The sequence below is a fragment of the Nonomuraea sp. 3-1Str genome (assembly GCF_031570565.1).
In the GTDB taxonomy this organism is placed as follows: Bacteria; Actinomycetota; Actinomycetes; order Streptosporangiales; family Streptosporangiaceae; genus Nonomuraea.
On record NZ_JALHBK010000014.1, the window covers coordinates 65724 to 77833 of the forward strand.

General features: G+C 71.2%; 11 protein-coding genes. 7 read left to right on the plus strand and 4 right to left on the minus strand.

Annotated features, from left to right (window positions below; genetic code table 11):
• The first annotated feature begins 46 nt into the window (after positions 1-46).
• The 4 genes from MTP10_RS22670 to MTP10_RS22685 all read left to right on the plus strand — a co-directional run bounded on the left by MTP10_RS22670 (position 47) and on the right by MTP10_RS22685 (position 2856).
• On the plus strand, positions 47-526 hold the full coding sequence (locus tag MTP10_RS22670) for a PPOX class F420-dependent oxidoreductase (protein WP_310711578.1): 480 nt from the start codon (positions 47-49) through the stop codon (positions 524-526).
• Between the two features lie 14 nt (positions 527-540).
• On the plus strand, positions 541-1509 hold the full coding sequence (locus tag MTP10_RS22675) for a helix-turn-helix domain-containing protein (RefSeq protein WP_310711579.1): 969 nt from the start codon (positions 541-543) through the stop codon (positions 1507-1509).
• A 120-nt stretch (positions 1510-1629) separates the two neighbouring features.
• A complete protein-coding gene (locus MTP10_RS22680; protein WP_310711580.1) occupies positions 1630-2037 on the plus strand; it encodes a VOC family protein in 408 nt (135 codons plus the stop codon).
• 12 nt (positions 2038-2049) lie between these two features.
• Positions 2050-2856: an alpha/beta hydrolase gene (locus MTP10_RS22685; RefSeq protein ID WP_310711581.1), complete on the plus strand. Its 807-nt coding sequence runs from the start codon at positions 2050-2052 to the stop codon at positions 2854-2856.
• A gap of 16 nt (positions 2857-2872) precedes the next feature.
• Here MTP10_RS22685 and sigJ read toward each other — a convergent pair whose 3' ends face one another.
• Positions 2873-3844: an RNA polymerase sigma factor SigJ gene (gene sigJ, locus MTP10_RS22690; RefSeq protein ID WP_310711582.1), complete on the minus strand. Its 972-nt coding sequence runs from the start codon at positions 3842-3844 to the stop codon at positions 2873-2875.
• Between the two features lie 169 nt (positions 3845-4013).
• Here sigJ and MTP10_RS22695 point away from each other — a divergent pair, with 169 nt between their 5' ends.
• Complete coding sequence (locus MTP10_RS22695; RefSeq protein WP_310711583.1) at positions 4014-4379, plus strand: hypothetical protein; 366 nt, start codon at positions 4014-4016, stop codon at positions 4377-4379.
• 45 nt (positions 4380-4424) lie between these two features.
• Positions 4425-4931: a carboxymuconolactone decarboxylase family protein gene (locus tag MTP10_RS22700; RefSeq protein ID WP_310711584.1), complete on the plus strand. Its 507-nt coding sequence runs from the start codon at positions 4425-4427 to the stop codon at positions 4929-4931.
• 116 nt (positions 4932-5047) lie between these two features.
• Here the strand turns inward: MTP10_RS22700 and MTP10_RS22705 are convergent, their stop codons facing one another.
• The 3 genes from MTP10_RS22705 to MTP10_RS22715 form a co-directional block, all read right to left on the minus strand.
• Entirely contained in the window at positions 5048-7906 is a 2859-nt protein-coding gene (locus tag MTP10_RS22705; protein WP_310711585.1) for a vitamin B12-dependent ribonucleotide reductase, read from the minus strand.
• Complete coding sequence (gene nrdR, locus MTP10_RS22710) at positions 7903-8358, minus strand: transcriptional regulator NrdR (RefSeq protein ID WP_175588570.1); 456 nt, start codon at positions 8356-8358, stop codon at positions 7903-7905. The genes MTP10_RS22705 and nrdR overlap by 4 nt, the downstream gene beginning before the upstream one ends.
• A gap of 683 nt (positions 8359-9041) precedes the next feature.
• Positions 9042-9377, minus strand: coding sequence for a hypothetical protein (locus MTP10_RS22715; protein WP_310711586.1), 336 nt, complete (start codon positions 9375-9377; stop codon positions 9042-9044).
• Between the two features lie 1408 nt (positions 9378-10785).
• Between MTP10_RS22715 and lexA the strand changes: the two genes are divergently transcribed.
• On the plus strand, positions 10786-11493 hold the full coding sequence (gene lexA / locus MTP10_RS22720) for a transcriptional repressor LexA (RefSeq protein WP_310711587.1): 708 nt from the start codon (positions 10786-10788) through the stop codon (positions 11491-11493).
• Positions 11494-12110: the final 617 nt, after the last annotated feature.

Below are 12110 nucleotides of genomic sequence, written 5' to 3' on the forward strand. Positions count from 1 at the left end.
GGGGGCTGCGGCGGTAGGGTTCCCCACAACGAGGAGGAATCACCATATGGCTGATGAAAGCTACGGACCTGGCGCCGGACCGGCACCCGTCTCGCTGCCGGAGGAGGAGCTTTCGAACCTGATCGCCGGGCAGCGCTTCGGCGCTCTCGCCACCACCCGGAGCAGCGGCGTGCCCCACCTGTCCACGGTCGTCTACAGCTGGGACGCCGAGCAGCGCGTGGCGCGGATCTCGACGATCGCCGACCGGCTCAAGGTCCGCCAGCTCCAGCGCGACCCGCGCGGCTCCCTCTACGTGACCAGCGACGACTTCTGGTCCTTCGCGGTCGCCGAGGGCAAGGCCGAGCTGTCCCCGGTCAGCGCCGAGCCGGGCGACGAGGTCGGCCGGGAGCTGCTCGCGATGGCGGGGGGCCTCGCCGACCCGGCGCGGGAGGAGGCGTTCCTGCGCCAGATGGCGGCCGACCGGCGCATGGTGATCCGGCTGCGGGTGTCGCGGCTGTACGGGACCACGCTGCCCGTCGCGGGCTGAGCGGGGGTGACGCGGTGGGTGTCCTGATCCGCGCCCAGGACGTGCCGCCGCAGCAGCGGCACGCCGCCTGGCGGAGCATCGTGTGCGACACGCTCGGCCCCCTGGACTGCCGCATCGACCCCGACTCCCCGCTGCGCGGCGAGATCGACGCCGGAGCGCTCGGCTCCGTCGGCGTCGGCAGGGTCCGCACCACCACCCCGCACAGCGTCCACCGGACCCCCGGCCAGATCCGCCAGGGCTCGCGCGAGCTCTACCGCGTGGTGCTGGCCCTGTCGGGCGAGCCGGTGCTGGAGCAGGACGGGCGCTCCACCCGGCTCACGCCCGGCCGGCTCGCCCTCTACGACTTCGCCCGGCCGTACCAGCTCGCCTACACCTCCGCGGTGGACCTGGCGGTGTTCAGCCTGCCCCGCGACGAGCTCACGCTCCCGCACGACTCCGTCGCCCGGCTCACCGCGGTCCCGATCACGACGGACGACGGCACCGGGGCGCTCGCCGCGCCGCTCCTGCGCAGGGTCACCCTGGACCTGGAGAGCTACCGGCCCGCCAGCGCGGCCCGGCTGTCGGGCGTGGTGATGGACCTGCTCACCACCGTCATCGCCGAACGGGCCGAGCAGACCGCGGCCCTGCCGGACGAGTCGCGCGCCCGCACCCTCCAGCTCCGCGTCAACGCCTTCATCGAGGAGCACCTGGACGATCCCGGGCTCGATCCGGCCACCGTCGCCGCCGCCCACCACGTCTCCGTGCGCCAGCTCCACCGGCTGTTCGAGACGCGCGGCACCACGGTGGCCGCCTGGATCCGGCACCGGCGCCTGGAGCGCTGCCGCAGGGAGCTGGCCGACCCGGCCCTGCGCCACGTCCCGGTGAGCCTCATCGCCGCCCGCTGGGGACTGCCCGGCTCGGCGCACTTCAGCCGCCTGTTCAGGCAGGCGTACGGCATGCCGCCCGCCGAGTACCGCCGCGCCCGACTCCCCCAGGACCCCTGATCCGGCACGGATCGTCAAGAGAGCGGCACTGACTCGCAAGACCGGCGAGCCGGGCGTCAGCAGACTGGGACGTGTCCGCACCACCCGGTACGGACACCACCACGGCGAAAGGCCCCGCCCATGTCCAGCGCCCCTGTCTCCCACACCATCTTCGTCAACCTGCCGGTCGCCGACCTCGGCCGCTCCAAGGCGTTCTTCGCCGCGCTCGGCTTCTCGATGTTCGGCGCGAGCGACGACATGGCGTCCGTGATGATCAACGAGCGGACCCAGGTCATGCTGCTCACCGAGCCGGTCTTCGCCTCCTACGCGCGCTCGGAGGTCGCCGACCCGGCCAAGAACACCCAGGTGATCCTCGTCCTCGGCCTGGACGACCCGGCCGCCGTCGACGCGCTGTTCGACCAGGCGATCGCGGCGGGCGCCACCCCCGTCGGCGAGCCGATCAACGACGGACAGCGTTACCAGCGCGGCTTCGCCGACCCCGACGGCCACCAGTGGTCGGCCCTGTCCCTGGTGGCGCAGGCCGGCTGAGGCGGCGGCCGGATGGACGAGCCCCGGACCGGCGAGGTCACCTCGGCCGACGGCACCCCGATCGTCTACGACCGCTCCGGCACCGGGCCGGCCCTCGTGCTCGTGCACGGGGCGTTCACCGGGAGGGAGCACCCGTTGCTGCGGGTGGTGGCGGCCACGTTGTCGCCCTGGTTCACGGTCTACAACTACGACCGGCGCGGCCGGGGCGGCAGCGGTGACGCCCGGCCGTACGCGGTGGAGCGGGAGATCGACGACCTCGCCGCCGTGCTCGCCGAGGCGGGCGGGCAGGCCATGGTGTTCGGCGGGTCCTCGGGGGCGGCGCTGGCGCTACGGGCGGCGGCCGGGGGCCTGCCCGTCTCCAAGCTGGCACTCTGGGAGCCGCCGTACCACGTCGGTCCCGGCGCTCCGGAGCTGTCCCCGGACTTCGCCTCGCGGCTGGAGTCGCTGGTGAAGGAGGGGCGGCGCGGGGACGCGGCCGAGCTGTTCATGGTGGAGGCCGCCGAGGTCCCCGCCGAGGCGGTCGCCGCGATGCGCGGCCTGCCCGAGTGGGCCGGGATGAAGGCGCTCGCGCACACGCTGGCGTACGAGGCCGCCGTCATGGGACCGCGCAACGCCCTGCCCGCAGGGTCGCTCGCCTCGATCGGGCAGCCCACGCTGGTGCTGAACGGCGGGGCCAGCCCGCTCTGGATGCTGGACGCGGGCCGGGCGGTGGCCCGTGCCGTGCCGGGCGCGGACCACCGGGTCCTGGAGGGCGAGACGCACGCCGTGTCGCCACGGGCGCTGGCGCCGGAGCTCCTGGAGTTCCTCGTCGCCGCGTGACCCGCCATCCATCGCGTCACGTGGTGGAACGTTCGCCGGCCGAGGCGCTGTGGCCCGCCGTCCACGGCCGGAGCTTCTCGGGGTTGCGCACCGCCCAGATGTTCGTGATCCGGTCGCCCGCGACGTCGAACGCCGCCACCGTCACGGTGACGCCGTCGTGCTGGGCCACCAGGCCGGGCTGCCCGTTGACCGTACGCTCCAGGATCGTCAGGCCGGGTGCCCAGCCGGCGATCTCGACCAGGTAGCGGGCGATCCGGTCGCCGCCCTGGATCGGGCGCAGCACGGTGCGGACCAGGCCGCCGCCGTCGGCGATCATCGTGGCGCCGGGGTCGAGAAGGCCGACGAGAGCGTCGATGTCCTTGGCCTCCCACGCCTGCTTGAAGTCCCGGACGACGCCGGCCTGCCGCCCGGCCGGGGGCGCGGGAGTCTGCGACGCGCGGATGCGACGCCTGGCCGAGGAGGCCAGCTGGCGACACGCCTCCGGGCTACGGCCGACCATCTCCGCGACCTCGGCGAAGGAGTAGCGGAAGACGTCGTGCAGCACGAACGCGACGCGCTCGGCCGGGGTCATCGCTTCGAGCACGACCAGGAAGGCCATGCTGACCGACTCGTCCAGGGTGACCCGGTCGACCGGGTCGGCCGTGGCGCCGTCCGACATCCCGGCGACCCACTCCATGCGGTCGGGCAGCGGCTCGGGAATCCATGCGCCCACGTAGCTCTCACGCCGGGCCCGCGCCGAGCCGAGCAGGTCGAGGCAGATGCGGCTGGCGACCGTCGTCAGCCAGCCGCCGGGTGACTCGATGGCCTCCTGCCGCTGCGGGGACATGGCGTACCAGCGGGCGTACGTCTCCTGCACGACGTCCTCGGCGTCGGCCAGCGAGCCGAGGAGCCGGTAGGCCAGATTGGTCAGCTGACGCCGCTCGCCCATGATCGCGCTCAGGCTCGGACCGAACCGGCCGTCTCCTGACCCGGATGCGATGGTGCTCATGGTGTCGCCGACTTCCCTCTGTCGCAGCTGCCCTCACTGATCCGACGAGACAACGCCGCGGAATGTGAGATCGATACCGCGCCTCACGTTCCCGGCCGCTGTGTCGTCGGATGAGTGAGACACCAGGTCACAAGCCTCAGACCACGGTGAGATCCAGAAGGGCAGTTCCATGTTCTTGCGTGTCGCCATCATCCTGCAGACCCTGGCCGTCTTCTCGGCGCCCGTCACCGCCGGGCTGTTGCTGTCCGCGCCCAGCGGACGGGCCCTGCACAGTGTCTCGGCGTACGGGGTGTTCACCGTGGCGCTGGTGCACGTGCTCGCCGCGATCCTGGCGTGGCGGCCGGGCGGCGGCTCGCCCAGGCCCATCCTGTACGCGGTCGTCTTCTTCGGGCTCACGCTGGCGCAGATAGCGCTGGGCATCGCGGGCGTGAAGACCGTGCACCTTCCGTTGGGGGTCCTGATGTTCGGCATGAGCGTCCTTCAGCTCGCCCGGGTCTGGACCGGCCGCCGCACCCACGAGACCGTCGCCGCTTGACGCCGGCGCGCCGCCACCGCCGACATGCAGAAGGGAAACCCCGCCATGTCCACGCCCGCGACGACCGAGCAGGACGATCTCCAGTCGCGCCTGCCCGACCCCACCCGGCTCTTCCCCGAGATGGCACAGATCGCCGGCGCCATGAACAGGGCCGCCCTGAACGGTTCGATTCCGCAGCCCACCGTCAACCTGGTGCAGCTCCGCGCCGGGCAGATCGTCGGCAGCACGTACCACACGGTCCGGCAGACGGGCCTCCTCCGCAGGGCCGGGGAGGCGGAGGAGCGCATCACCGCCGTGGCGTCATGGCAGGACGCCCCCTACTTCACCGACGCCGAACGGGTCGCGCTGGAGCTCGTGGAGGCCGTCCTCACCCCGAACCCGTCCGGGGAGCGCGTCCCCGACGAGCTGTACGCCAGGGCGGCCGGCCACTACGACGACCAGGCGCTGTGGACACTCACCCTGGCGATCAGCCAGATCTTCTTCTTCATCCCCGTCGCCCTCATCGCCAAGCCGATCCCCGGCAAGGTCCCCGGGAAGAACTACAGCAGGTAACGCCCCGGCCGGATGCGCAGGTCACGCGAACAGGGAACCGGACCTTTGTCCGGTTCCCTGTCCTGGCCCACTGATACGGGGCTTCGAGCTGTCCGGCAGCTCTCAGCGCCGGGGAATCAGCTGCAGCCGCTCGTGGAGCCGCAGCCCTCGCAGACGTAGCAGCTGCCCGCCGGGCGCATCTTGGTGCCGCAGGTCATGCAGAGCGGCGCGTCCGCCGTGAAGCGCTGGTGGCTCTCCAGCGCCTTGGCCGACGGCTTGAACTCCCCGGGCTGGTCGCCCGCCTTGTCCGCCGCCGTGTCCTCGAGGCGGGCCTCGATCGGCGCCGACTGGGCGAGCGCCTCCCGGTCGACCGTCTCCTGCAGCGGCGCCGGGTCCTCGCCGCGCTGCTGCGCCGCGCGCTCGGCCGCCGAGAAGATGCCCAGCGCCGCCCGCTCGTCGTACGGCAGGTGGTCGAGCGCGAGGCGGCGGAAGATGTAGTCCATCACCGACGTCGCCATCCGGATGTCCGGGTCGTCGGTCATGCCGGCCGGCTCGAACCGCATGTTGACGAACTTGCTCATGTACGTCTCGAGCGGCACCCCGTACTGCAGCCCTATCGAGATCGCCACCGAGAAGGCGTCCATGACGCCCGCCAGCGTCGAGCCCTGCTTGGACATCTTGAGGAAGACCTCGCCCAGCCCGTCGTCCGGGTAGCTGGAGGCGGTCATGTAGCCCTTGGCGCCGCCGACCGTGAAGCGGGTCGTCGTGCTCGGGCGCTGGTTCGGCATCCGCCGCCGGGTCGGGCGGTTGACCTCGATGACCTTGACCTCGGGCTCGGCCTTGGCCTCCTCCTTGGTCTCGGCCTTCTTGGCCTCGTCCTTCTTGCCGCCGGCCGACAGCGGCTGACCGACCTTGCAGTTGTCGCGGTAGACGGCCAGCGCCTTCAGGCCGAGCTTCCAGCCCTCCAGGTAGACCTGCTCGATGTCGTCGATCGTGGCCGACTCGGGCAGGTTGACGGTCTTGGAGATGGCGCCCGACAGGAACGGCTGGGCGGCGGCCATCATGCGCACGTGGCCCATCGGCGCGATCGCCCGCTCGCCCATCGCGCAGTCGAACACCTCGTAGTGCTCATGGCGCAGCCCCGGCGCGTCGACGACGTGGCCGTGCTCGGCGATGTACTCGACGATGGCCTCGACCTGCTCCTGCTGGTAGCCGAGCTGCCTGAGGGCGCGCGGGATCGTCTGGTTGACGATCTGCATGGAGCCGCCGCCGACCAGCTTCTTGAACTTGACCAGCGCCAGGTCCGGCTCGATGCCGGTGGTGTCGCAGTCCATCATCAGGCCGATGGTGCCGGTCGGGGCCAGCAGCGACGCCTGGGCGTTGCGGTAGCCGTTCTTCTCGCCCAGCTTGAGGCACTCCGACCACTGGCGCGACGCCTCGGCGTGGATCTTGGAGTCCATGGAGCCGACGGTGCGCAGGTTGTCGTTGGCGGCGGCGTGCTTGCGCATGACGCGCTTGTGCGGCTCCGCGTTGCGGGCGTAGCCGTCGTACGCGCCGACCGCGCCGGCCAGCTCGGCGCTGCGCCGGTACGACGTGCCGGTCATCAGCGAGGTGATGGCGCCGGCGACGGCACGGCCGCCGTCGGAGTCGTAGGCGTGGCCGGTGGCCATGAGCAGCGCGCCCAGGTTGGCGTAGCCGATGCCGAGCTGGCGGTAGGCGCGGGTCGTCTCGCCGATCTTCTCGGTCGGGAAGTCGGCGAACGTGATCGACACGTCCATCGCGGTGATGATCAGCTCGGTCAGCTTGACGAAGCTCGGGACGTCGAAGGTGTTGTCGTCCTTCAGGAACTTCAGCAGGTTGATGCTGGCCAGGTTGCAGGAGGAGTTGTCCAGGTGGACGTACTCGCTGCACGGGTTGCTGGCGGTGATGCGGCCGGTCTCGGGGGTGGTGTGCCAGTCGTTGATCGTGTCGTCGTACTGGACTCCGGGGTCGGCGCACTCCCAGGCGGCCTTGGCCATCTTGCGGAACAGCTCGCGCGCGTCGACCGTCTCGATGACCTCGCCGGTGAGGCGGGCGCGCAGGCCGAACTCGCCGCCCTTCTCCACCGCCCGCATGAACTCGTCGGAGACGCGGACGGAGTTGTTGGCGTTCTGGTACTGGACCGAGACGATGTCCTTGCCGCCGAGGTCCATGTCGAACCCGGCGTCGCGGAGCGCGCGGACCTTGTCCTCCTCGCGCGCCTTGGTCTCGATGAACTCCTCGATGTCGGGGTGGTCCACGTCGAGGACGACCATCTTGGCGGCCCGGCGGGTGGCGCCGCCGGACTTGATGGTGCCCGCGCTGGCGTCGGCGCCGCGCATGAACGACACCGGGCCGCTGGCCGTTCCGCCGCTCGACAGCAGCTCCTTGGAGGAGCGGATGCGCGACAGGTTGACGCCCGAGCCGGAGCCGCCCTTGAAGATCACACCCTCTTCCTTGTACCACTCGAGGATCGACTCCATCTGGTCGTCCACCGAGAGGATGAAACAGGCGCTGACCTGCTGCGGCGACTGGGTGCCCACGTTGAACCAGACCGGCGAGTTGAAGGCGAAGATCTGGTGGACCAGCGCGTACTTCAGCTCGTGGTCGAAGATCTCGGCGTCCTCGTCGTCGGCGAAGTAGCCGTGCTCGATCGCGGTGCGGGTGTAGACGCCCACCACGCGGTCCACGAGCTGCTTCAGGCTCCACTCGCGCTGCGGCGTGCCGACGGCGCCGCGGAAGTACTTGGTGGTCACGATGTTGGCCGCGTTGACCGACCAGAACTCGGGGAACTCGACGCCCCGCTGCTCGAAGTTGATCGAGCCGTCCCGCCAGTTGGTCATGACGACGTCGCGGCGCTCCCACGCGATCTCGTCATACGGATGCACGCCCGGCTTGGTGAAGATCCGCTTCATCTTCAGGCCCTTGCGGGGACGCTTGCCTCCGCGCGCGACTGAACCGCTTGCCGTCTCCGTCATGACTCCCCCTTCTCCGCCTTCAACTGTTCGATCTCGGCCTCGAAGTCCGCCAAGGTCTCGAAACCGCGATATACCGATGCGAACCGCAGGTAGGCCACCTCGTCCAGCTCCCGCAGCGGGCCCAGGATCGCCAGGCCCACCTCGTTCGAGGGGATCTCCGCCGCTCCCCTCGCCCGGATGGCCTCCTCGACCCGTTGCCCGAGCTGGGCCAGGGAGTCCTCGCTGACCGGCCTGCCCTGGCAGGCCCGCCGCACGCCCGCGACCACCTTGTCCCGCGAGAACGGCTCCGTCACGCCGCTGCGCTTGCTCACCATGAGGAGTACGGTCTCCTGGGTGGTGAATCGGCGGCCGCACTCGGGACAGGTGCGGCGACGCCGGATCGCGCCGCCGTCGTCCGTCGAGCGGCTGTCGATGACCCTCGTGTCAGGATGGCGACAGAACGGACAATGCACGCGTTTCGCCTCCTGCCCCGCGGCCACCCCACCCGGCCCTCGCCGCCGCGCGAACGCCCCTGCCCAGGTTGACCAGGGAACGCTCACGCCCGCACCATGGCATGCCATGGTGCGGTCACGAAAACACAAGGTGTGGTGAACTACATCGGTGTAAGTACTAGATGTTGTGGTCCAACCGTAGAAGCGCGCGACCATGAACGCAAGTTGAGCCACACCTGTCCCAGGGAAGCCGCTGATCAGCACGGCATGTTCCCGCCCGCCCGGCGTGTCGGCCCCTTCTGGCTACGTAGGCCCCGCTGAACTGCCCTGTAAGCGGAAAGAACACCATCCACACAGGTTCAAAACCTATGCCGCATCTCAGGCCACCGAGACCGCGCCCTTCCCCCCGCTCCGTCCCTCGTGGAGCCGGACCGACTCGCCGAACCGCCACCGCCTCGTAGCGGGCGCTGCCTGCGGCGACGGCGAGGTGCGGCCGCCCCGCGGCGTTGCCTGACCGAGCTGATTCTGCCGCGTGAGGCGCCCATCAAGGAGGCGGCCGAAACCACCGCCGTGCAGTTACCGCCCATCGTCCTCGGCGGAAGGTCGGCGCGGGCACGCGAGGACGGGCCCTCGACGAGCGAGAGCAGCGAAGGACTCCACGGTGGCCGGGTCAGGGGTCGCCCGCGCGAGTCAGCTTCGCGCGATCAACCGTACGCACCTCTGCGCGGGAAGGAGCACGCCGCCATCGAAGCGTGGACGGCCGTGGAAGCGACGGACGCAGCGGCATTCGCCGTCGTGGCGGCATTCGCCGTCGTGGCGGCATTCGCCGTCGTGGCGGCGTGGGCGGGCGTGGCGGCGCGAGCGGCCGTGGCGGCGTGGGCTGGCGTGGCGGCGTGGGCGGCCGTTCTGGTGCCGAGCCAGAAGCCGCACAGCGACAACAGCGCCGCCACCGCGACCATGATCGCGGCCCGTCCGCGACGGGTGAGCCGCACCGGCGCCGTGCGCCGCCCGCGCTTCCCGGGCACGGGACCCGTCCGCATGGACCCCTTCCGGACGGCGCCCCTCCGGACAGACCCCATCCGAGCAGACCCCTTCCGCACGGCCCGTCGCCCGAGCGCTCCCCGTCGCCTCTCACCAGCCCCGGAGCCGAGCCCCACCTCTCGGCTCTCCCCGAACCCTCGCCCTTGATCGCCCCTTCGCGCCTGGCCGACCCCTCGTTTCTGACCGGATCCTCGCCCCTGGCCCGCTGCGGCCGCCTCGCTGCGGCCACCCTGAACGACAGAACCGATCCGCGCCACCGGCACAGACCCGCCACCCCGGCCGCCCGCCCCTGCCGACCGGTTCGCCGGAAACGAGCCGCCTCCCCGTGCCCGCCGGCCTTCCGGGACGGTCGCGCCTCCCCCGCCCGGCCCGCCGCCCCTCCTTCCGGGTCGCCCAGCCGGGAGGCCGAGGCCCTCGGCCTCTGCTCTGGGGGGTGGCACGAGCCACAGCTGGGGTCTTCCTCCCGCGGCGAAGGCGCGACCGGCCCCGCGGGCCGCCGTCGCGTCGGCGCCCGGCGACACACCACCACTACGCGAGACGTCCTCCCGCATCTGAACCCCACCCCTCGAAGTGACCCCTGCGGTCCACCCGGCCGCGCGCCGGGCTCGGTCGCCGCGCCCGGCCCTACCATCCAGTACGCCCAGAACGCCCGAAGCGCTCAGCCGTTCCGCCTCACAGCACGCGACCCGCCGTCACGACGGGCCGGCGCCCCCATCTCCACGCACCGCGACCGCCTCCCCTGAAGCACGGCTCGGTCCCATCTCCACGCACCGCGACCCCCTCCCCCTGAAGCACGGTTCGGTCTCATCTCCACGCACCGCGACCGCCTCCCCCTGGAGTACGGCTCGGCCCCTGCCCGTGGGTGACGCCGAGCTCCGCGCGATGACCAACGAGCGTGGCGTGTCGGCTCCGGCCGTCCTGCCGCCGTCCTGCCGTCGTTCTGCGTCCGGCCACTCTCGCCACCCGACCACCACCACCTCGGCCCCGCCTGGATGGTGAATTGTCGCGTAAACCGAGGCGTTCGCGAATACTGAACGCTTTGTCCTCCCCCACGGTCCGCCCGCCCCCGACACCGTCGTTCTTGATCGCCTTTGTACGGCCCTCGGCGACCCGCTGCCGCCCGGCGTCGTCGCTGGTCATGTCCGTGACCGCGGTGACGCGCACGATTGACCTCCCACGCCGTCCGAGTCCGAGAAAAAGACCTCATTAAGATCAGCAAATCGAACACGGTGTCTATCGAACTCCCGTACGATGTTGTACACCACGTCACTGATAATTTCGAGGACGACTCGAACAATTGTTTGAAGATGATCTTCAACAGCGATACGGTCGCTGTGTGCGACATGGAGACCACGGACCGGGAGGGCAGGCCGGAGCGGCAGGCCACCCGGCGACGAGGAGGAGAGCATGAGCGAGCGAGATGACGCAAACGGGGTCACAGACCTCGCGGTGCGCCGGCGCGACTCCCTGGGCCTGACGCCCCGGCAGCGCAAGATTCTCGAAGTGATTCGCGATTCGGTGCAACAGCGCGGATATCCGCCGTCCATGCGTGAGATCGGCGAGGCCGTCCAGCTGACGAGCACGTCGAGCGTGTCGCACCAGTTGACGGCGTTGCAGCGCAAGGGCTACCTGCGGCGTGACCCGCACCGGCCGCGCGCCCTCGAAGTCCGCCTGCCGGGCGAGCCGGCACTGTGGGTCGACCCCGACGCCTCCTCCGAGGAGCCCACGGTGAGCAGGCCCACGGCCGCCTATGTGCCGCTGGTCGGCCGGATCGCCGCCGGTGGGCCGATCCTCGCCGAGGAGAGCGTCGAAGACGTCTTCGCGCTGCCCAAGCAACTCGTCGGCGAGGGCACCCTGTTCCTCCTCCAGGTCGCCGGTGACTCCATGATCGAGGCCGCCATCGCCGACGGCGACTGGGTGGTCGTGCGTCAGCAGCCCGTCGCCGAGAGCGGCGACATCGTGGCCGCCATGATCGACGGCGAGGCCACGGTCAAGACCTTCAAGCGCAAGGACGGCCACGTCTGGCTGGTCCCCCACAACCCCAACTACGACCCGATCCCCGGCGACGAGGCCAGCGTCCTGGGCAAGGTCGTGGCGGTCCTCCGCCGCCTCTGACCCACCCACCATCGCCGACGGCTCCCCGGAAGCACCCCGGGGAGCCGCGACCAGCACCGGCAGCCTTCGTTCCGCGCCCTCGGCGTTGAGCTCGTCGAGCCCGGCATCGCGCCCTGCTCCGGTCGCGGCGGTCCACTCGCGCGCTGCCCCAGTCGCGGTGTTCGAGCCGTGCCCTGCCCCGGCCACGATGTTCGAGTTCGAACCCTGCCCCGGCCACGGCGGTCGAGCCGAGCCGTACCTCGGTCGCGGCAGTCCACTCGTGCCTTGCCCCAGTCGCGATGTTCGAGTTCGAGCCCTGCCCCGGCCACGGCGGTCGAGTCAAGCCCTGCCTCGGTCGCCGCGGTCGATTCGTGCCGGCGGTCAGGCCGGACATCGCCCACCCCCATCGAGAACCCGTCCAAGGCGGAGACGACCTGGACGTTGCCGCCGCGCCGGGCGTGCTTGCGACCGCCGCAGGTTGACGCTCCTGGCCAGGTCCAGGCCATGACCAGTTGGGCGTGCGTCGAGAACCTGGTCGCATCAGGTCAACCGCCCCATCCGAGCCCGTCCGACAGCCACCGGAGCACCCGCACCGCCCGGCGGAACACCCCCACGCTCGCTCGCCCTCGCGGCGGAAC